This is a genomic window from Catellatospora sp. KI3, assembly GCF_029948125.1.
GTDB lineage: Bacteria > Actinomycetota > Actinomycetes > Mycobacteriales > Micromonosporaceae > Catellatospora.
Map to the genome: position 1 here is coordinate 205631 of NZ_JASAMB010000007.1, position 20134 is coordinate 225764.

A 20134-nucleotide genomic window follows, 5' to 3' on the forward strand; every position below is an offset into this window, starting at 1 on the left:
GTCAGGCACGTCCTTCCAGGGTGGGACTGTCTTCCAAGCCGGCGCTGTCCTGCGGCCGGCTGTGGCTCACGGTGTCTTCCCCGTTGTCGGAGATCTCGGTGACGGCTTTGGCCCGCCCGCGCACGGTACCCGACTGGAACGCGGACATCATCGTCCGGACCTGGTCGGCACTGCGGGCGCGGGGCGGTGCCGGATCCGTCGCGATGGAGAGCGTGGTGTCGTCCCCCACGGCGCCGGGGCTGCCCGCGGTGGCGGGTTCGGGAGCGGTGCTGCGGCGGACCCGTTTGGGCAGCAGCAGCGCGGCCTCCTCGTCGGTCTTGCTGGTGGTGCCGAGGTCTATGGTCTGCTCCTCGACCGGCGCCGCGACGGCGGGCGCCGCGGCCACGGCGGGCACGCGCGGGGCGGTGAGGACGGGCTCGGTGCGCACGGTGCCGTCGTTGAGCACGAGTTCGGCGGGGACGAGCACGACCGCCGTGATACCGCCGTACGACGAGGGCCGCAGGCGCACCGTGATGCCCTGCCGGGCGGCCAGCCGGGCCACCACCAGCAGGCCCAGCCGCGAGCTCTGCGCCGGGTCGAACGCGGGCGGCTCGGCCAGCTTCGCGTTGGCCTCCAGCAGCTCGGCGTCGCTCATGCCCAGGCCGCGGTCCTCCACGTGCAGCGCCAGTCCGGCGCCGACGACCTCGGCGAAGACCCGGACCCGGGTGTGCGGCGGGGCGAACGAGGTGGCGTTCTCCAGCAGCTCGGCGATGAGGTGGATCAGGTCGCCGACGGCGCGGCCGACGATGGCCACGTCCGGCATGCGGTCGACGGTGACGCGCTGGTAGTCCTCGATCTCGGAGGTGGCGCCGCGGACCACGTCGATGGTCGGCACCGGGTGCCGCCAGCCCCGGCCGGGGGCCGCGCCGGCGAGGATGACCAGCGCCTCGGCGTGGCGGCGCATGCGGGTGGCCATGTGGTCGAGCCGGAACAGGTCCTCCAGCTCCTGCGGCTCGGTGGTGCGCCGCTCCATCCGGTCCAGCAGGGTCAGCTGGCGGTGCAGCAGCGCCTGCGAGCGGCGGGCGATGTTGAGGAAGACCTCGCTGATGCCGCGGCGCAGGATCGCCTCGTCGACGGCGGCGCGTACGGCGGTGCGCTGCACGGCGCCGAAGGCGTGGCCCACCTGGCCGACCTCGTCGGTGCCGACGGCGACCAGCGGCACTTCGGTCAGTGACGGGTCGTTGACGACGGCGCCGGGCTGGCGCAGGGCGGCGATGGCGCGCGGCAGGCGCTCGTGCGCCACCTCCAGCGCCGAGACCCGTAGGCGCTCCAGGCGCCGGACCACCGAGCGGCCGGTGCGCAGCGACAGCACCAGCGAGATGACGGCGCAGATCAGGCCGAGCAGCCCGGAGGAGATGGTCTTGACGAAGGCGCCGATGCCGATCTCGTTGGCCAGGTCGGAGGTGGCGCCGGCGGCCGCGCCCTCGGCGGCGTCGGTCTGGGTGATCAGCGCGTCGGCGGTGCTGCGCCAGATCTTGGCGTCCAGCGGCAGCTTGCCGCCGGCCCGCGCGTTGGACAGCGACTCCTCCATCGAGAACAGCGTGGTGTAGGTGTCGCTGGCGAAGATCTGCTTGAACGTCTCGCGGTGCGGGGAGGTCAGCGCGGCCTGCGCCTCCTCGAGCATCTGGCGGCGGGCGCCGATGACCCGCAGCACCGCGGTCTGCTCGGCGGTGGTGACCTTGCCGTCGGCCACGGCGCCGGTGACCACGGCGTCCTCGCGGGCCAGCAGCTCGCGGGTGCGGCTGATGGAGAACAGGCCGCGCGCGGACCGGGCCAGGGCGGGGTCGGCCAGGTCGGTCAGGGGCGAGAACGCCATGTACAGCGTGTCGATGAGCGCCGAGTAGTCGCGCACGATCGCGGCGTTGTCGGCGCGCCCGGCGTCGATGTCGGCGCGGGTCTGCGGCAGCCCGTTGAGCGCGGTGAGGAACCCGTCCACCAGGCCCAGCTCGTGCGGCGAGAGGTCTTCGCGCAGTCCGCTGTCGGCGATGCGGCGGCGCAGGATCTGCTCGTCGGCATCGGTCTTCGCGCGCTGCTCGGTCAGCGCGGCCGAGCCGGGCTTCTCCGCCACCGACAGGCGGCGCTCCTGCTGCAGCTGCACCATCACGTGCTCGCCGTAGTTGCCGAACACCTGCTCGTACTGGCGGGCGTGGAGGAGGTTGAGGGCGCTGTCGGCGGTGACCGCGACTGCGAAGACGGACAGGCCGGTGATCGCTATCAGCGGGACCACAGCCAACGTCATGATCTTGGCGCGGATACTCCAGCCACGGTTTCTCACACTGACCACGTCCAAGGTACGGCGCACCACGGCATCGACACCGGGTCTGCGCGAACCCGACCGACCCCCATCGGTTTGTGACATGCCACAGGGCGCTGTTCGACAATTGCCTTCGGGCCAAGAAACTAGCGGCCCGAGAGTGTTCCTGTCCACTGCGGTGGATGTCCACAGCAGACATGATCACTTATGGCGACGAAGGCGTTGCGCTGGGTACATCACCTTGGCACGGCCCGGCCCGCCCGGCAGACTGTCGCACGGCCCCCCGCTGCTCCAGGGAGATCACTATGGACACCCTCAGCCTCGTCTCGGCGATCCTCTCCGTGCTCGGCGCGGTCGTCGCGGGCGTCATGACGACCTGGTCGGCGAAGCGGGCCACCGTGTTCGAGCACCGGCTGGCCGAGCAGCGCCACCTGGAGACCAAGGCCGAGCAGGCGCAGGAGGTGCTCAGCCGCTACCGCGAACCGCTGCTGCTGGCCGCGTTCAGCCTCCAGTCGCGGCTGCACAACGCGTTCGGCGGCGACTACTTCCTGCACTTCCTCGACCACGACGACGACTCCGAGCGCCGCTACGCCCGCGACTACACCGTCTACGTGCTGGCCGAGTACCTCTGCTGGGTCGAGATCATCCGGCGCGAGATGCGCTTCCTGGACCTGGGCGACGACGAGAGCAACCGGGCGTTCACCCGCCACCTCGGCGCGGTCAGCACCCAGCTGTCGACGCTGAAGTACCCGCTGCCGCACTTCCGGCTGTTCCGCGGCCAGCAGCGCGCCCTCGGCGAGCTGTGCATGGTCAACGGGGCCAACGGCCGCAGCGACAGCATCACGTACCCGGCGTTCTGCTCCCGGCTGGACACCGAGCCCGAGTTCCGGCACTGGTTCGCGCGGCTGCGCGAGGACGTGGACGAGATCGTCAAGCTGCGCCGCGTCGGCTCGCCCGACGGCAACATCCGGCTGCTGCGGATCCAGCACGCGCTGATCGACCTCATCGACTTCCTCGACCCCGCCCGCACCCGCATCCCCGACGACCGCGCCAAGCTCGTCGAGCAGGCCGGATCCGTCCCAGCACAGGGCGCTGCGGCCGGGGCGTGACCGTCGCTGTCGGACAGGGTGGCTATGGTGCCGCCCATGTCCGAAGCAACGATGCCGCCCTGGACGGCGGAGCAGGTGCAGGCGCTCGCGCCCGACGCCTCCTCCTTCGCCTCGGCGCGCAAGCTCGCCGCCTCCGGCGGCTGGAGCACCACCGGCACCGGCGGGGAGCCGGCCGGGTTGTGGGGCCTGTGCAAGGGCAGCGGGAGCAGTCCGTACCAGATCTGCGTGGACCTCACCGAGCCCGCGTACAAGTGCTCCTGCCCCAGCCGCAAGTTCCCGTGCAAGCACGCGCTCGCGCTGCTGCTGCGGTGGTCCGGCGGCCAGGTGGCCGCCACCGAGCCACCGGACTTCATGACGCAGTGGACCACCGCCCGCGGTGCCCGCGCCGACAAGAAGGCCGAACGGGCCGCCGCCCCGCGCACCGAGGCCCAGGAGCGGGCGGCGCAGCGCCGCGCCGACAAGCGTGCCGAGTCGGTCGCGGGCGGCATCACCGAGCTGCGGGTATGGCTGGCCGACCAGATCCGGCACGGCATCGCCGGGCTGGACCAGTCCGGCTACAAGCCGTTCGAGCAGGTGGCTGCCCGCCTCGTCGACGCGCAGGCGCCCGGCCTGGCCGCGGCGGTGCGCCGCCTGGCCCCGCTGCCCAGCTCGGGTGCGGACTGGCAGCAGCGGCTGCTGTCCGAGCTGTCGCTGCTGCACCTGCTCACCGGTGCCGCGAGCAGCGATGACCTGCCCGAGGAGCTGGCCGCCACGGTCAGGGCCAGGGTCGGCGCCCCGGCCACCTCGGAGCAGGTGCTGGCGACCCCGCCGGTCCGCGACACCTGGCAGGTCCTCGGCGTACGCGACGAGGCCGAGGAGAAGCTCACCAGCCGCCGGGTATGGCTGCGCGGCCGCGACACCGGCCGCGCCGCCCTGATCCTGTCCTTCGCCGCCCCCGGCCAGGCCCTGCCCGTCGACCTGGTCCTGGGCACCGAGGTCGACGCCGAGCTGTGCTTCCATCCGGGTGCCACCCCGCTGCGCGCGCTGGTGGCCGCCCGGCACGGCGCCCCGCGGCAGTGCCCGCGACCGGGCCCGGTCCTGCCGGCGGCGCAGGCGCTGCGCGAAGTGGCCGCCGCGCTGGCCGGCGACCCGTGGCTGACCGGCTGGCCGCTGCTGCTGCGGGGCACGCTCGTGCCGGGCACGCCCTGGCACCTGGTCGACGCCGACGGCGACGCGCTGGCGCTGGACCCGGCGGCGGGCGACCCGTGGCGCACCGCCGCGATCGCGGGCGGGCAGCCGGTCACGCTGGCCGCCGAGTGGACCCCGGCCGGACTGCGTCCGCTGGCCGTGTACGCCGACGAAGAGGTGGTGCGCGCATGACCAGCCCCGACACCACCACCGCCCTGTGGCCGCAGCTGCTGTCCAGCGCCCTGGTCGGCACCGACCGCCGCCCCTGCGCCCCCGACGCGGTGCCGCAGGTGCTGGCTGAGGCCGTCCCGGCGGGTCCGCTGGACCCCGACGGGCTGCTCACCGCCGCCGCCGTGGTCACCGTGGCCCGGCGCGCCGGTCAGCGGCCCGCGCAGGTGGAGGCGCCCGCGCCCGCCCCGGCGGAGACCGCGCGCTACGCCCCGGCCGCCGCCCAGCAGCGGCTGGGCCGCCTGCTGTCCGGTTCGGAGGCCGAACTGGACCGCCAGGTGCAGCACGAACTGCTCGGCGAATGGCTGCGGCTGGCCGCCGGGCGCGACCTGCTCGCCGCACCGCAGCACCTGGTGGCGCTGCTGGAGCAGGCCGACTCGAGCCAGCGGCAGCTGGTGCGCGCCGTCGGCGGCGCCCGCCTGCAGTGGCTGTGCGCCGAAGGCCTCGGCCGCTGGTCGTGGGCCATGACCGCACCCGAGGCCGCGCCGGGGGCCGAGGACTGGGAGACCGGCCGGATCGAGGCCCGCGCCGCGCACCTGGCCCGCCTGCGCGGCACCGACCCGGCCGCCGGGCGGGACCTGCTGGCCGAGGCGTGGCCGCAGGAGAAGGCCGCCGACCTGGCCGCCCTCATCGAGGCGTGCGCCACCGGCCTCGGCCTCGACGACGAGCCGTGGCTGGAGAAGGCCCTCGACGACCGGCGCACCCAGATCCGCGAGGCGGCCGCCCGGCTGCTGGGGCAGCTGCCGGGCTCGGCATACCGGCAGCGCATGGCCGACCGGGCGCTGGCCTGCGTGGAGGCGGTCAAGGCGCGGCGGCTGGAAGTGACGCCGCCCGCCGAGTGCGACGCCGGGATGCGCCGCGACGGCATCGTGGCCAAGCCCCCGACCGGCACCGGCGAGCGGGCCCACTGGCTCGCCCAGATCATCGCCGCCGCGCCGCTGGACTGCTGGGCCGCGATCGACGCCGACCCGGCCGCCGTGCTCAACCGCAAGGCCTCCGACGACTGGGGCCCGGTGGTGCGCAAGGGCCTGGCCCGAGCCGCGGTCGCCCAGCGCGACGGCGGATGGGCCAAGGCGCTGCTGTATGCCGGGTTCACCGACGCCGGCGAGCTGCACGCCCAGCTCGTGGCGGTGCTGCCGCCCGACGAGCTCGCCGAGACCGTCGCCCGGCACCTGCGCCGCAACGTCGACAGCGGGGTACGGCTGCTGCCCGCGCTGCCCGACATCTGGCCCGCCGTCGTCTGCGAGGCGGTGCTGGAAGCCCTGCGCGACCGGGAACGCTCCAGCGGCCTGCGGTACCAGCTGCTGCGCCGCGCCGAGACCGGCCTCGACCCCGCCTACGCGCCGCGGCTGGCGGCGCTGCTCGACGACGTTCCGCAGCTGCACGTCCAGGTCCTCGCCCGACTGCACACCATCATCGCCATCCGGCACGACATCCACCGGGAGTTCGCATGACCGCCACCATCGACACGCCGACCGTGCTGCGTCCGCACGCCGAGCAGTCGTACGCCCACGAGCTCGCGGCCCTGGCCGCCGCCGACGACAAGCCCCGCCCGCCGGGCTGGCGCCTGTCCCCGCAGGCCGTGGTGACGTACCTGCTCGGCGACGGCGACCAGATCAGCCCCAAGTACATCGGCCCGCGCCGGCTGATGGAGGTCGCGGTGGCGACCCTGGCCACCGACCGGGCGCTGCTGCTGCTCGGCGTGCCCGGCACCGCCAAGACCTGGGTGTCGGAGCACCTGGCCGCCGCGATCAGCGGCGACTCGACGCTGCTGGTCCAGGGCACCGCGGGCACCCCCGAAGAGGCCATCCGGTACGGCTGGAACTACGCCCGCCTGCTGTCGGAGGGCCCGACCCCGGCCGCGGTGGTGCCCAGCCCGCTGATGGTGGCCATGCGCACCGGCGCGATCGCCCGGGTCGAGGAGCTGACCCGCGTCCCGTCCGACGTGCAGGACACCCTGATCACGATCCTGTCCGAGAAGACGCTGCCGGTGCCGGAGCTCGGCGACGAGGTGATGGCGGTCAAGGGCTTCAACGTGATCGCCACCGCCAACGACCGCGACCGGGGCGTCAACGAGCTGTCCAGCGCGCTGCGCCGCCGCTTCAACACCGTGGTGCTGCCGGTGCCCGGCTCGGTCGACGAGGAGGTCGACATCGTGCAGCGCCGGGTCGCCTCGCTGGGCCGCTCGCTGGAGCTGCCGGAGGTCCCCGACGCGATCAACGAGATCCGCCGCGTGGTGACCGTGTTCCGGGAGCTGCGGGAGGGGCTGACGGCGGACGGCCGTACCAAGCTGAAGAGCCCGAGCGGCACGCTGTCCACCGCCGAGGCGATCTCCGTGATGACCAGCGGCATGGCCCTGGCCTCGCACTTCGGCGACGGCGTGGTCCGCGCGGCCGACGTGGCCGCGGGCATCCGCGGCGCGGTGGTCCGCGACCCCGTCACCGACGCGGTCATCTGGCGGGAGTACCTGGAGACCGTGGCGCGCGAGCGCGACGGCTGGAAGGACTTCTACCGGGCCGCGCGGGAGGCGGAGTGACCAGCGACCGCGTGCACGTCTACGGCATCCGCCACCACGGTCCGGGCTCGGCCCGGGCCCTGGTGCGGGCCCTGGGCGAGCTGCGCCCCGACCTGATCCTGGTCGAGGGCCCGCCCGAGGCCGACGGCCTGGTGGCGCTGGCCGCCCACGAGGGCCTGCAGCCGCCGGTGGCGCTGCTGGCGTACCCGACAGGCACCGGCACCACGCCGGGCGAGGGCGCGTCGTTCTGGCCGTTCGCGGTGTTCTCGCCCGAATGGCAGGCGCTGCGGCACGCCGTCACCCACGACGTGCCGCTGCGCTTCTGCGACCTGCCCGCCGGGCACCGCTTCGCCGCCCGCGCCGCGGCTCAGGCACCCGCCGAGCCGACCGCCGACGCCGGGTCTGAGGCGGGCACAGTCGAAACGGACCCGGCCGACCCCGCCGAGCTGCGGGTCGACCCGATCGCCGGGCTCGCCCACGCGGCCGGGTACGACGACGCCGAACGCTGGTGGGAGGACGTCATCGAGCACCGCCGCGACGGCAACCCGTTCGCGGCGGTCGCCGAGGCGATGGCCGAGGTGCGGGCCGGCAGCCCCGCGATCGGCGAGGACCTGGTCCGTGAGGCGTACATGCGGCAGACGCTGCGCGCGGCGCTGCGCGAGGGGCACCAGCGCATCGCCGTCGTCTGCGGCGCCTGGCACGTACCCGCCCTGACCGGCGACCTGCCCCCCGAGAAGGCCGACAAGGAACTGCTCAAGGGCCTGCCGACGGTGCCGACCGCGATCACCTGGGTGCCGTGGACGCACGGGCGGCTCGCCTCGTGGAGCGGCTACGGTGCTGGGGTCACCTCGCCCGGCTGGTACCACCACCTGTTCACCGCCGAGGACCATCCGGTCGAGCGGTGGCTGGTCGGCGTCGCCGGGGTGCTGCGCGGGCAGGACCTGCCCGTGTCCAGCGCCCACGTCATCGAGGCGACGCGCCTGGCCGACACCCTGGCGGTGCTGCGCGGGCGGCCGCTGCCCGGCCTGGCCGAGGTCACCGAGGCGACCCGGGCGGTGCTGTGCGACGGGGACGAGACCCGGCTGGAGCTGATCCAGCGGCAGGTCGTGGTGGGGGAGCGGCTCGGTGCCGTACCCGACGACACCCCGTCGGTGCCGCTGGCCCGCGACGTCACCGCCCAGGCCAAGCGGCTGCGCCTGACGCCTGAGGCCCTGGTCCGCGACCTGGACCTCGACCTGCGCAAACCCAACGACCTGGAGCGCAGCCGCCTGCTGCACCGGCTGCGGCTGCTCGGCGTCGACTGGGGCCGCCCCGCCCAGCGGGCGCGCGGCGGCAAGGGCACCTTCTGGGAGTCCTGGCAGCTGCAGTGGCAGCCCGAGTACGCCGTCGACCTCATCAGCGCCAGCGCGTACGGCGTGACGGTCGAGCAGGCCGCCACCGCCAAGGTCGTCGAGTCCTGCCCCGCGGCCGACCTGGCCGGGCTCACCAACCTGCTGGAGTCGTGCCTGCTCGCGCAGCTGCCGCAGGCCCAGCCGGCGGTGCTGAAGGCACTGGCCGACCGGGCCGCCGTCGACACCGACGTCGCCCAGCTCATGGCCGCCGTGCCCGCGCTGGCCCGGTCGCTGCGCTACGGCGACGTCCGCGCCACCAGCACCGACGCCCTGGCCGAGGTCCTGTCCGGACTGGTCACCCGCATCCGGCTGGGGTTGCCCGGCGCGGTCACCGGCCTCGACGACGACGCCGCCCGCGCCCTGCGCATCCACCTCGACGGCACCCACGAGGCCCTCAACCTGCTCGGAGCCGAGCTGCCGCTGCGGCAGGAGTGGCTGGACACCCTGTCCCGCCTCATCGACCGGCCGGACCTGCCCGGCCTGCTCGCCGGGCGGCTGCTGCGGCTGCTGCGCGACGCGGGCATCCTCGACGCCGACGCGGTCGAGCTGCGGCTGGCCCGCTCGCTCACCGTCGGCGTGCCCGCCCCGTCGGCCGCCGCTTACGTCGAGGGCTTCATCGCCGGAGGCGGGCTGCTGCTGGTGCACGACGAGGCACTGCTGTCCCTGGTGGACCGGTGGCTGACCGGGCTGGGGCCGGACACGTTCACGGCGGTGCTGCCGCTGCTGCGGCGTACCTTCGGCGCCTTCGCCGCCCCGGAGCGCCGCTCGGTCGGCGAACGCGTACGCCACTTGGGCAGCGGCGAACCCGGCCGCCCCGCGTCCGGTGACGACGATCTGGCCGCACTGGACCCCGACCGGGTCGCCCTCGTGCTGCCGACCCTGAAACTGCTGGTCACCGCTGGAGGAAGTCAGTCATGAGCGACGAGGAGCGGCTGCGCCGCTGGCGACTGGTGCTCGGCGGCGACGGCGACGGCACCGGCGTACGCCTGTCCGGAACGGACAGCGGCATGGACGACGCCCTGGGCGCCCTCTACCGCGGCGAGGGCGACGGGGGCGGCAGCGGCCGCAGCGCCGGGCTGGGCGGCTCGGCACCGAAGGTGGCCCGCTGGCTCGGCGACATCCGGCAGTACTTCCCGTCGACCGTCGTACAGGTCATGCAGGCCGACGCGATCGAGCGGCTCAACCTGACCCGGCTGCTGGTCGAACCGGAGATGCTGGAGGCGGTCGAGCCGGACGTGCACCTGGTCGGCACCCTGCTGTCACTGAACAAGGTGATGCCGGACAAGGCCCGCGCCACCGCGCGCATGGTGGTGGCGAAGGTCGTCGCCGAACTGGAGCGGCGGGTCGCCAACAAGACCCGGGCCATGGTCACCGGCGCGCTCAACCGCGCCGCCCGGATCAACCGGCCCCGCCACCGCGACATCGACTGGCAGCGCACCATCCGCGCCAACCTCAAGCACTACCAGGCCGAACACCGCACCATCGTGCCGGAGCGCCTGATCGGGTACGGCCGGCAGACCCGGGCGGTGCAGCGCGACGTGGTGCTGTGCGTGGACCAGTCGGGGTCGATGGCCGCGTCGGTCGTCTACTCCGGGGTGTTCGCCGCGGTGCTCGCGTCGATGAAGACGCTGCGCACGTCGCTGGTCGTGTTCGACACCGCGGTCGTGGACCTGACCGACCAGCTGCACGACCCGGTCGAGGTGCTGTTCGGCACCCAGCTGGGCGGCGGCACCGACATCAACCGCGCCATCGGCTACTGCCAGGGTCTGGTCACCCGTCCGCGCGACAGCATCTTCATCCTCATCAGCGACCTGTACGAGGGCGGGGTGCGCGCGGAGATGCTGCGCCGGGTCGCCGCGATGACGGCGGCGGGGGTGCAGGTCATCGTGCTGCTGGCGCTGTCGGATGAGGGACAGCCCGCGTACGACCACGGCAACGCGGCCGCGCTCGCGGCGATGGGGGTGCCGTCGTTCGCCTGCACGCCCGACGCGTTCCCGGAACTCATGGCCGCGGCCATCGAGCGGCGTGATCTCGGGCCGCTGATCGAGAAACTCAAGGGCTGAGCGTTTTCGCAGCTCACGGGATCCGGCCGCGCTGACCTGGGGAGGTTGACGGGCGCGGCCGGATCACTCTGATCACACCGCCCGGTGACGCTGCGGTCAAGTCGTCCGGTCGTACGGCACCGGCAGGCTGACCGGTGGCTGGGAGTTCCCTCAATGCTCGAGGAACCAGGTCCAGGCCTGCCCGAAGAACTCCGGCCCGAACGTCAGCCGCAGCGAGACCGCCAGCACCGCCGCCACGAACAGCAGCCCGGCCAGCCCGATCAGCAGCCGCACCACCAGCGGCTGGCGCTTGACCCAGCCGGTCCAGCCGCTGAGCTTGCCCTTGCCGAAGACCAGCAGGTTGCGGGCCCAGGCGAACTCGATCGCCCAGATGCCCAGACCCGCGAAGACGATCAGCCAGCCCGGTCCCGGCAGTGGGATCAGCGCCAGCCCGGCGAGCACCACGATGCCGCCCAGCGCGCCGATAATGATCTTCAGCGCGTACCGCCCGGTCGGGTTCGCCCTGATGGCGAGGTAGCCGAGGCGGGCCCGGTCCTTCACGCCGGTGCGGGTAGGCGGGTGCGGCCGCCGAAAGTCCGGTTTGTCGGTCATCGCCCCAACCCTGCCTGTCTCGCTCCCCGGGCCCTCGAAATCACCCGTCACCAACCCCGATGACTGGACGTTACCGGAGTGTGTCGACGCCTTGGGCGGCATCACATCCGAGCAATTCTGGGCAAAACACGGCATCTTACTCCCTGTGGGTGCGCCGGAGCCCGCGTTTTCATCGATCTTCCCGCGATCGGGTGAGATCGTAACGATGACGGAGCGTATAAGGGAGAGTCACCTTGAGTATGGGAGGGGCGGAGCGATTGAGCTCCGCCGCAGTGCCGGGGGGAGTACGTCCATGAGTGCCATCCGTCCTACGACCGTCGAGGTCGAGACATCGCTGCGGCTGGTCGCGCCCGACGCGACCTCGCTTCCGGTGCGGGCGAGCCTTCGCTACGACCCGGTCGACCCGTACGCGGTGCATGTGCTCTTCCATGCCGAGTCCGCCGGCGGCGAGGCGGTGAGCTGGTCGTTCGCCCGCGAACTGCTGGTCACCGGACTCGACGAACCGGCCGGCATCGGCGACGTGCGGGTCTGGCCCTGGGCCACCCCGCGCGGCGACTTCGTCGCGCTCGCCCTGTCGTCGCCCGACGGCAACGCGCTCTTCGAGGTCCCCCGCAGTGTCCTCGTCCGATTCCTCCGACGCACGTACGTCGTCGTACCGCGCGGTCGTGAGACCGATCACCTCGACGTCGACGCCGCCGTCAACCGGCTGCTGGCCGGACGCTGAACCAACCCTGCAATTCGCCCCACCCCGGCGGTCGCCGACCGTCACCAAAGACGGACGAGGTGCTCTTGCGAGAGCACCTCGACCTGTTTGCAGCGGATTTGCGGAGGGCGCGGCGTGTCGGGGAGGTACCGAGATGCGGGCGCTGCCGCACATGCTGTAGAGTTCCATCTCGTTGCGGGCGATTGGCGCAGCGGGAGCGCGCTTCCTTCACACGGAAGAGGTCACTGGTTCGATCCCAGTATCGCCCACCATCAGCTACAGCGGGTCAAGCCCTTCTTCGGAAGGGCTTTCCTCGTCTTCGGGCACGGTGTCAAGGCCCATAGTCAGCGAAAAGTCAGCGAGGGCATCGCGAACCCGCCGGCCCTGATCGCCCGAGTGGTGCGTGTAGCGGTTCAAGAGTGTCGATGCCTGCTCTCGTCGGGTCCGCTGGTCACGGGCCGATGGGCCGCGGGCGGGTCCGCCCGGCCACCGTTCCACGACCCACGCCTGACAAATCCCGGCGCGGGTCGTATCCCGGAACGCGCGGAAAGGGCGCAGGAGCCTGTCCGCTCCCGCGCCCTGACCGTCAGCGTGCCCCTCGTCCAGCCGTCACGCGGCCTTCACGAAGTACTGTGCGGCCGATCCGTTGCAATCCCAGATCTGCAGTCGCGCGCCGTCCGCTGTCGAGCCTGACGGGGAGTCCAGGCACTTGTTGGAGTTCGGGTTGCGCAACCGGTTGCCTTCCTGGACCCAGTTCTGTGCGCCGGTGCCGTTGCAGTCCCAGAGCTGCACCAGCGTGCCGTTGGCCGTACCCGCGCCGTTGACGTCGAGGCACCGGCCCAGCGTCCGCAGGGTCTGGCCGTTCCAGCTCCACTGCTGGTCCTGCGAAACAGCAGGCCCCTGGCACGTCCACAGCTGCACGGCCGCGCCGTTGCCGCCCGTGTCGTTTCCGGCCACGTCCACGCACTTGCCGCCCGGCCCGTTGATCTGCGTCGCGGATCCGCCCGTGCCCCCGCCGTCCTGGTAGTAGCGCACATAGTCGATCAATGCGGTGAGCGGGAACTGGCCCTGCACGGGGTTCTGTCCGGGGTAGGTGCCGCCCAGCGCCAGGTTGAAGATGAGGTGGAACGGCTTGCGGAACTCCTCCAATGTCGCCGGTGTCGTGTCGATCACGTGCGTCTGCGTACCGTCGACGTACCAGCGGATCTGCGCGGGCGTCCACTCGATCGCATAGACATGGAAGGCCGCGGCGTTGTTGACGGCGGGGTTCGCGACGTAGTTGGCGTTCTGACCCGCTGTCCACGGGAACACGCCGGTCCGCACATCCCAGAAGATGTTGTTCGTCACGGTCGCGTTCGCGTTCGCGTGTTCCATGATGTCGACCTCGCCGCAACTGGCCCAGTTGGTGGGCAGGCGGTCGTAGTAGGTCTGCGCCGGGTTGTAGGCGCTCGTGGACGACTCGTCGCACGAGTCGCCGAGCATCCAGAAAGCCGGCCACGAGCCCGTGGCGGTGGGGAGCGCCATGCGCGCCTCGATGCGGCCGTACTGGAAGGACCTCTTCGTGTCCGTCGTCATGCGGCACGACGTCTGGTAGAAGTTGCGGCCGTTGACCACGATGGGCGTCGTGAGCCAGTTGGCGCGCATCACGAGGTTGCCGCCGGACTGCGAGCAGTTCTCGGGGCGGTACCACTCCCACTCGCCGTTGCCCCAGCCGTCGAAAGTATTGAGGCCGGGGTTTAGGCCGTTGCCGACGTTGTAATTCCAGTTGGCGCTGCTGGGAGCGCCGGACCCGTTGAACTCGTCGGCCCACACGAGGCTCCACGCGGCGTGTGCGGGCTGCTGCTGGACGACCGCGCTGCCGACGAATGCAGTGACGGCCGCGGTGAGGACGATCATGAGGCGCCGGCCGCGTGACAGCGCTCGGCTCACAGTGCGGCCACGGGGCATGTGAGGTGCGCGTTCTTGTTGAATCTCCACAGCGATGTGCCCTTCTCGAGTAGGGGCGGCGGTGGTGCGATTGGCGGAAATGCCTGTTCGAGTCCCACGTGGCAGACGTGAGAGCGCTCTCACATGGTGCGTGACTGGAAACCTTGTTGTCAATAACCTGCCATGCCAAAGCAACGAATTCGCGCATTGATCAGCTGGTCTAGATCACCATTGATGCTCGGTGACCACCGCTGACAGCACGTCGGAGTGGGTGGTTGATTGAGTGGCTATGCAGACGCATACCGACGGACGGCCACGGAGCCTGTGGACGGTTTCGGCTGGTGGACCTCTCCATGCAGCCTGGGTCTCGAACCAAGGTGTTACGTTCGGGACGAAGAGGTCGTCAGTTCAACACCCTCGGACCCGCAAGGCTTACGTGACCTTCAGCGGCTACAAGCGCCGAAGCCCCCACTGGCGTCGTCGCACGGAGCAAGGTCCTGCAGCGTAGCCTCTATCGAGTGACCAAATAGACACCGCGAGACGGCATTAAGTATTCACAGGGCCGGGTTCGCATGGCGCTGAGTGTGACGGTTGGCCCTGAACCGGGGAATGCGGTTCGGATTCTGCCGAGTATGGTCCACCAGCTCAGAGGGAAATCCCAGCGATGGACGTGCCCTCTTCTCGTGTTCGAGTGTCTAACCTCTATGGACCCTGCCTCGCCACACCTGCTGGCTTGCGTCGCGTGACTCTCCGGTCGCGCGTGTCGTCGTCCGTAGCCGTTGGTGCTGAACGTGAGATGCCCGGCCGGTCCGCGACCGGCCGGGCATCTGTCTGCTACGCCGTCGCCTACGCTCCGGCCACGTGCGAGATCTGGTAGGCCGCATCGACCGCGTCGGCCTCCAGCACCACCGTCACCGGCCCGGCAGGCAGAGTGCACGTGATACTGCGGTTGACCGATGGCGAGCCCAGGTACCCGCACCACACGATCCCGTTGGCGTCCACCACGGTGAAGCCGGCGTCACCGGTGCCCGAGGTCCGGGTGTAGGTGAAGACCTCCTTCGCGCCGTGCTGGTCGGCAGGAACCGAGAAGCAGGCGGCGAAGTGGTCATGGCTGGTCGTGATCGACGTGCCCGTGGCGCCCTGAGGCAGCACGGCACAGGAGTTGGTCCCGCTCACCCGGGGGAAGCTCACGGTGTAGCCGCCGACCGGGTTGCCGTTGGCGCCGGTCATGACCGCGTAGAACGGTGCTGCTCCGGTGAGCTCGCACGAGTACTGCCGAAGCGAGTAGGTGGAGTCGCACACGTAGTTTCCGTCCGCGTCCACCACGGCCACCAAGGGCCGCCCAGCACCGGTCGCGTCACCCGGCAGCACCTCCATGATCCTCGCGCCCGCGGGGCTGGCCAGTTGCACGCAGTCGAACTGGGCCGGCGAATCGAAGTGCCCCCGGTATGCCCCCAGCGCCCCGAGGTCGTCGGAGACCTGGGCACAGCCAGACGGCACCGTCGGCAGCACCGCCAGGGCGTACTGGTAATCCTCGTCGAGGACGCTGCTAGGCACCGAACCGTTGAGGACCATGGTGTAGCTGCCGTCTGCGGGGAACGTACACATCTGTGTGGTGCAGACCTTGCTCCCCGCAGCGTCGTAGATCTGGCCGTAGGCCTCATAACCCTCGGCGGTCACGGGCTTGATCCGGTAGTTGCCGGCCGCCGGGATCTGCAGCACTCGGCACCGGTTACCGGCCACTGCGCTGGCCGGGGCGGCGTTGTAGGGACCCGGCGTCACCGTCGGGCACCCGGCCGGCTCGTTGAGTCGGCGTACCTGCAGCTTGTAGGTCAGATCGGTGCTCCCGCTGTCCCAGTTGCGAAGGTAGGACAGCACCCGGTAGGTCCCGTCGGCCGGCAGTCGGCAACCGTCCTCTTCGGAGTGGCCGGTGCAGACGAGCGTGCCGGAGTCGTCGACGAGCAGCGCGAGCGCCTCGTTGTACGCCGTCGGTGCGACGTAGGTGAGGATCCGGTCGCCCGCCCGCCCCGTCACCGGTACGCAGTTGATCTGCACCGGCGACGTGACGTGGAGCACGAGCGCCGGCTGGTCCCAGGACGTGGCGACGGCCGAACCGCAGCCCGCGTCGGCGGACAGGTTCGTGATCCCCAGCTTGTAGGTGAGCGAGGGCTCCCAACCCTGGTTCTGCACGACCATCGTGTACTTCCCGGCCGTCGGCAACGGACAGCCGTTGGCGTTGCTGTACTTCTCGCAGACCTGCTGACCGGCGTTGTCGTAGATCCACCACCACAGGAACTGGTCCTCGAACTGGCTGAAGCGTACGCCGACGACTTCGGCGCTCGCGACGGTCAGCTGGTGGCAGCCGATCCGGCTGGTGACGGTCCCGGCGGCCACGGCGCTGCCCTGGTCGCCGAAGGGGCCGGCCGTCACCGCCGGGCAGCCGACGGAGTTCGAGATCCGCGGCAGGTAGAGCGTGTACGCCGCCTCGTTGCCGTAGAACTCGTGCAGGAACAGGCGATACGGGCCGGGTTGGCTGAGCGTGCAGTTCGTGGTGTACCGAATGAAGCAGACCGGTTGGTATTGCGCGTCCAGGATGGGCCCTTGAACGTCACCGCCGCCGGGAGCGGACAGGTAGAGCACCGAATCCTGCGGCTGGTTGAACGAGTAGCACCGACCCGCTGAACCCTTCGGCAACGTGCTTGCCGCGCCCGGCGAGGCGAAGGAGAAGAACGAGTCCGCGAGCGCGGAGCAGGTCGACGGCGTACGCATCGACTCGACCGAGATCGAGTAGTTGCCGCTTCCGCCGAAGTACAGCCAGGCCGTCAGCGTATAGAGCCCGGCCGCACCGAGCCGGCACGAACCGGAGTCAGTGGTGACGCTGCAGACGACGTTTCCACGCGAGTCGGCGATCGAGGCACTTACCCAGTCCCCGGAGGAGCGGCCGAGCAGGGTGTAGAGGGTGTCGTTGGCCACGCTTGTATGGATCTTGAAAAGATCCTTGCGTGTACCCGTGATGGAGGGGCAGACGACGACCGCGCCGAGCGCCAGGTTGCCGCCGCACCGTGTCGCGGAGGCGTCGACCTCTGCCGTGGTAACGGCGCTGGCCGCCGGTGCGGCGGCGTTGGCCGCCGCGGTGCCGTTGACTGTGGGCGGCCGGACGGCGGCGGCCGACGCTGATGCGGGCAGGAGTGGCAGCAAAGCCGCCAGTAGTCCGCCGGCGGCGCCGGCGGCCAGGGAACGCAATCTCATGTGGACTCCCCGTACGCAACTCAACCGCGATGTGCGGTATCGCGGAAGCATCGTGCCACGGCACAACAATCGCCACTGTCCCGTTCGTGGCCGGCCGTGGACTGTCGCGCCTCACGTATGGGTGAAAGACCAGGGCCTGGCGCTCGCGAGGTCAGCAGGGTCACCACCTGGTCCGGGTCCTCGTGGAAGCAGTCCCTGACTGAACATCCTTTGCTATCGATCGACCGGCTGAAACGACCCAGCGGTGTCGCTCCGGCGAGACCTGGGACGTAACCGTGCTGGCACTCCCGGCGTAGTCGATCAGGAAAGCTGATACCGGGGCGGTAGGTGCCGGGTACGAAACTCGTGCTGGCGGGTTGTCGGATTCGGGGCGGGTCGTTCGTAGAGAAGGTGAGAGGCGGCTGGACCAGGCCGCCGGTACGGAGGAGTCTGAGATGACGCGGTATCTGATCTCGTTCGACGACGGCGCGATGGACCACATCCCCGCCGAGGACTTCCCCGACGTGGGCAAGGCCGCGCACGCGGTGGTCCAGGAGGCCGTGAACGCCGGCGTATGGGTCTTCGGCGCCGGCCTCGAACGCCAGCGGGCGAGCATCGTGGCCACCGACGGGCTGGTCGTGGACGGCCCGTACCCGGAGACCAAGGAGGTCATCGGCGGGTTCGTGGTCGTCGACGTTCCCTCCCGCGAGGAGGCGCTGGGGTGGGCTGCGAAGTTCGCCGCCGGTTGCCGCTGCGCGCAGGAGGTCCGCGAGCTCCTGCCCGATCCCGAGCTGGACGAGATGCTCCGCCGGGCCGCCCGGTGATGCGCTAGGGGGCGTCGTCCGGGGCGAACCGGTAGCCGAGGCCGGGTTCCGTCCGTAGGTAGCGGGGGCGGCTGGGATCCGGTTCGAGTTTGCGGCGCAGGTTGGCCAGGTGGACCCGCAGGTAGTTGGTCTCGTTCTCGTACCGGGGCCCCCACACCTCGTGCAGGAGGTGCTGCTGGGTGACGAGCCGGTCGGGGTTGCGGGCGAGGATCTCCAGCAGGTGCCATTCGGTCGGGGTGAGCCGGATCTCGGTGCCGTCGGCGCGGGTGATGCGCTTGGCCGCCAGGTCGATGGTGAAGCTGCCGGTACGGACCACGGGTGCTTCCCCGGCCGGGGCGGCCCGGCGCAGCCCGGCCCGTACCCGGGCGAGCAGTTCGCCCATGGAGAACGGTTTGGTGATGTAGTCGTCGGCACCGGCGTCGAGGGCGTCGATCTTCGTCGGTTCGGTGTGCCGGGCGGACAGCACGATGATCGGAGTGCTGGTCCACCCGCGCAGGCTCTCGACGATGGTGATGCCGTCGGCGTCGGGCAGGCCGAGGTCGATGATGGCCAGGTCCGGCGGGCTGTGGCTGGCGACGGCGAGCGCCGTGGCCGCGTCGTGGGCGAGCAGGACCTCGTGGCCGCGGGCCGTCAGGGCGATACGCAGCGCTTTGAGCAGTTGCCTGTCGTCGTCGACGACCAGGATGCGGCTCATGACGGCGCCCTGGGCAGGGTGATGGTCATGGTGAGGCCGCCGCCGGGGGTGTCGGTGGGGGTCAGGGTGCCGGACATGGCTTCGGTGAAGCCTCGGGCGATGGCCAGTCCGAGGCCGAGTCCGGTGTCGGAGGCGTCGTCGAGGCGCTGGAACGGGGCGAAGACCAGTTCGCGCTGCTCGGCGGGGATGCCGGGGCCGTGGTCGACGACCTGGAGCCGGATCCGCGCGGCGGACGCTTCGGCGCGTACCTCGATCGCTGCTCCGTGGGGGCTGACCCGCTGGGCGTTGATGATCAGGTTGGCCAGGACCCGTTCCAGCAGGCCCGGGTCGGCCAGGGCGAGTGGCAGGTCGTCGCCGACGGCGACGGTGACCGTACCGGGGTCCGGCAGGTGCAGCAGGGTGGCGGCGACGACCTCGTCGAGGGCGATGGGGCGCGCGTCGACGCTGAGGGCCCCGGCTTGCAGGCGGCTGAGGGCGAGCAGGTTCTCGACGAGTTCGCTCATGCGGTCCGCGGACTCCTCGACCGTGGACAGCAGCTCCTGCTGCTGCTCCGGGGTGAGGGGCAGGTCGGGGTCGCGCAGGCTGGAGACGCCCGCCTTGATGCCGGCCAGCGGCGTACGCAGGTCATGGCCGACGGCGGCGAGCAGGGCGGCGCGCAGCCGGTCCACCTCGGCCAGCTGCTGCGCCTTGTCCGCCTGCTCGGCGAGGCGCTGGGCCTGCAGCGCGCGGGCGACGGCGGTGGCCAGGCGGCGCAGGAACCTCGGGTCCGGCGCCAGCACCGGCGGGCCGCCGACCACCAGCTCCAGCGCGGGGCCGGCGGGGACGGTCAGGGCGGGGTGCGAGCCGGGCGCCCTTCCGGCGGTGGCGACCACGGTCCGCCGGCCGTCGACGGTTTCGACCAGGGCCGCCGAGTCCATCTGCAGCGTGTCGCGGATGTTCTCGAGCAGGCTGGTCAGCGAGGTCTCCTTGATCGGATCGGCGGTGATGCGGGCCAGCAGTGTCGCTTCGATGCCGGAGCGCGCGGCGGCGGCGCGCTGCCGGGCGGCCACGTCGACCGCGACGCTGACCGTGACGGCGACGGCGACGTAGACCAGCAGCGTGATGAGGTTGTCGGGGTCGTCGACGGTCAGGGTGTGGTACGGCGGGACGAAGAAGAAGTTGACCAGGATGTCGGAGGCGACGGCGGCGGCCAGGGCGGGCCAGAGCCCGCCGATGACCGCCACCGCCACGACCGCGGCGAGGTAGAGCAGCACGACGCTGGCCAGGGCGAGCGTGTCGCGCAGCGGCACCAGGATCGCGGTGAGCAGCGCCAGCCCCGCCGCGGCCAGGAGCGCGGCGACCAGGCGGCGGTGGCCTCGGCCGGGTGCCGGGTCCGCCCTCGGCTGGGTGCTCATGGTGCTCA

At 71.6% G+C, this 20134-nt stretch carries 14 protein-coding genes and 1 tRNA gene; 9 read left to right on the forward strand and 6 right to left on the reverse strand.

The window, feature by feature from the left end:
• Position 1: 1 nt before the first annotated feature.
• Positions 2 to 2278 (reverse strand): nitrate- and nitrite sensing domain-containing protein, encoded by a 2277-nt coding sequence (locus tag QEZ54_RS14450; protein ID WP_281305093.1) that lies wholly within the window; start codon positions 2276 to 2278, stop codon positions 2 to 4.
• A gap of 320 nt (positions 2279 to 2598) precedes the next feature.
• On the opposite strand from QEZ54_RS14450, the gene QEZ54_RS14455 reads away from it, so the two are divergent.
• The 6 genes from QEZ54_RS14455 to QEZ54_RS14480 are packed head-to-tail and all read left to right on the forward strand — an operon-like array spanning position 2599 to position 10766.
• Positions 2599 to 3402: a hypothetical protein gene (locus tag QEZ54_RS14455; RefSeq protein ID WP_281305094.1), complete on the forward strand. Its 804-nt coding sequence runs from the start codon at positions 2599 to 2601 to the stop codon at positions 3400 to 3402.
• Between the two features lie 36 nt (positions 3403 to 3438).
• Positions 3439 to 4761: an SWIM zinc finger family protein gene (locus QEZ54_RS14460; protein WP_281305095.1), complete on the forward strand. Its 1323-nt coding sequence runs from the start codon at positions 3439 to 3441 to the stop codon at positions 4759 to 4761.
• A complete protein-coding gene (locus QEZ54_RS14465; protein WP_281305096.1) occupies positions 4758 to 6251 on the forward strand; it encodes a DUF5691 domain-containing protein in 1494 nt (497 codons plus the stop codon). Before QEZ54_RS14460 ends, QEZ54_RS14465 begins: the two co-directional genes overlap by 4 nt.
• Complete coding sequence (locus QEZ54_RS14470; RefSeq protein ID WP_281305097.1) at positions 6248 to 7333, forward strand: AAA family ATPase; 1086 nt, start codon at positions 6248 to 6250, stop codon at positions 7331 to 7333. Before QEZ54_RS14465 ends, QEZ54_RS14470 begins: the two co-directional genes overlap by 4 nt.
• The gene (locus QEZ54_RS14475; protein WP_281305098.1) at positions 7330 to 9621 is read left to right on the forward strand and encodes a DUF5682 family protein; all 2292 of its coding nucleotides are present in this window, start codon (positions 7330 to 7332) and stop codon (positions 9619 to 9621) included. The genes QEZ54_RS14470 and QEZ54_RS14475 overlap by 4 nt, the downstream gene beginning before the upstream one ends.
• Entirely contained in the window at positions 9618 to 10766 is a 1149-nt protein-coding gene (locus tag QEZ54_RS14480) for a VWA domain-containing protein (RefSeq protein WP_281305099.1), read from the forward strand. Before QEZ54_RS14475 ends, QEZ54_RS14480 begins: the two co-directional genes overlap by 4 nt.
• A 150-nt stretch (positions 10767 to 10916) precedes the next feature.
• Here QEZ54_RS14480 and QEZ54_RS14485 read toward each other — a convergent pair whose 3' ends face one another.
• Positions 10917 to 11357 carry a TIGR02611 family protein gene (locus QEZ54_RS14485; RefSeq protein ID WP_281305100.1) on the reverse strand — a complete coding sequence of 147 codons (441 nt, stop codon included), beginning with the start codon at positions 11355 to 11357 and terminating at the stop codon, positions 10917 to 10919.
• A 292-nt stretch (positions 11358 to 11649) separates the two neighbouring features.
• Here QEZ54_RS14485 and QEZ54_RS14490 point away from each other — a divergent pair, with 292 nt between their 5' ends.
• Together QEZ54_RS14490 and QEZ54_RS14495 are read left to right on the forward strand one after the other, a co-directional pair.
• Positions 11650 to 12081, forward strand: a complete 432-nt coding sequence (locus QEZ54_RS14490) for an SsgA family sporulation/cell division regulator (protein ID WP_120318938.1) — start codon at positions 11650 to 11652, stop codon at positions 12079 to 12081.
• A 176-nt stretch (positions 12082 to 12257) separates the two neighbouring features.
• Positions 12258 to 12332, forward strand: a tRNA-Val gene (locus tag QEZ54_RS14495).
• Between the two features lie 337 nt (positions 12333 to 12669).
• On the opposite strand, the gene QEZ54_RS14500 is transcribed toward QEZ54_RS14495, so the two are convergent.
• Positions 12670 to 13956: a ricin-type beta-trefoil lectin domain protein gene (locus QEZ54_RS14500; protein ID WP_281305101.1), complete on the reverse strand. Its 1287-nt coding sequence runs from the start codon at positions 13954 to 13956 to the stop codon at positions 12670 to 12672.
• Between the two features lie 876 nt (positions 13957 to 14832).
• Positions 14833 to 17235: a hypothetical protein gene (locus QEZ54_RS14505; RefSeq protein WP_281305102.1), complete on the reverse strand. Its 2403-nt coding sequence runs from the start codon at positions 17233 to 17235 to the stop codon at positions 14833 to 14835.
• Positions 17236 to 17669: 434 nt separating this feature from the next.
• On the opposite strand from QEZ54_RS14505, the gene QEZ54_RS14510 reads away from it, so the two are divergent.
• A complete protein-coding gene (locus tag QEZ54_RS14510; protein ID WP_281305103.1) occupies positions 17670 to 18038 on the forward strand; it encodes a YciI family protein in 369 nt (122 codons plus the stop codon).
• 4 nt (positions 18039 to 18042) lie between these two features.
• Here QEZ54_RS14510 and QEZ54_RS14515 read toward each other — a convergent pair whose 3' ends face one another.
• Positions 18043 to 18732, reverse strand: a complete 690-nt coding sequence (locus QEZ54_RS14515; protein ID WP_281305104.1) for a response regulator — start codon at positions 18730 to 18732, stop codon at positions 18043 to 18045.
• A complete protein-coding gene (locus QEZ54_RS14520; protein WP_281305105.1) occupies positions 18729 to 20126 on the reverse strand; it encodes a DUF4118 domain-containing protein in 1398 nt (465 codons plus the stop codon). Before QEZ54_RS14520 ends, QEZ54_RS14515 begins: the two co-directional genes overlap by 4 nt.
• Positions 20127 to 20134 lie beyond the last annotated feature (8 nt).

Excerpts from the sequence above, each read along its gene's own strand:
- QEZ54_RS14450 (WP_281305093.1), bottom strand. The coding sequence starts at position 2,278 with ATGACGTTGGCTGTGGTCCCGCTGATAGCGATCACCGGCCTGTCCGTC.
- QEZ54_RS14455 (WP_281305094.1), top strand. The coding sequence starts at position 2,599 with ATGGACACCCTCAGCCTCGTCTCGGCGATCCTCTCCGTGCTCGGCGCG.
- QEZ54_RS14460 (WP_281305095.1), top strand. The coding sequence starts at position 3,439 with ATGTCCGAAGCAACGATGCCGCCCTGGACGGCGGAGCAGGTGCAGGCG.
- QEZ54_RS14465 (WP_281305096.1), top strand. The coding sequence starts at position 4,758 with ATGACCAGCCCCGACACCACCACCGCCCTGTGGCCGCAGCTGCTGTCC.
- QEZ54_RS14470 (WP_281305097.1), top strand. The coding sequence starts at position 6,248 with ATGACCGCCACCATCGACACGCCGACCGTGCTGCGTCCGCACGCCGAG.
- QEZ54_RS14480 (WP_281305099.1), top strand. The coding sequence starts at position 9,618 with ATGAGCGACGAGGAGCGGCTGCGCCGCTGGCGACTGGTGCTCGGCGGC.
- QEZ54_RS14485 (WP_281305100.1), bottom strand. The coding sequence starts at position 11,357 with ATGACCGACAAACCGGACTTTCGGCGGCCGCACCCGCCTACCCGCACC.
- QEZ54_RS14490 (WP_120318938.1), top strand. The coding sequence starts at position 11,650 with ATGAGTGCCATCCGTCCTACGACCGTCGAGGTCGAGACATCGCTGCGG.
- QEZ54_RS14500 (WP_281305101.1), bottom strand. The coding sequence starts at position 13,956 with ATGATCGTCCTCACCGCGGCCGTCACTGCATTCGTCGGCAGCGCGGTC.
- QEZ54_RS14505 (WP_281305102.1), bottom strand. The coding sequence starts at position 17,235 with ATGAGATTGCGTTCCCTGGCCGCCGGCGCCGCCGGCGGACTACTGGCG.
- QEZ54_RS14510 (WP_281305103.1), top strand. The coding sequence starts at position 17,670 with ATGACGCGGTATCTGATCTCGTTCGACGACGGCGCGATGGACCACATC.
- QEZ54_RS14515 (WP_281305104.1), bottom strand. The coding sequence starts at position 18,732 with ATGAGCCGCATCCTGGTCGTCGACGACGACAGGCAACTGCTCAAAGCG.
- QEZ54_RS14520 (WP_281305105.1), bottom strand. The coding sequence starts at position 20,126 with ATGAGCACCCAGCCGAGGGCGGACCCGGCACCCGGCCGAGGCCACCGC.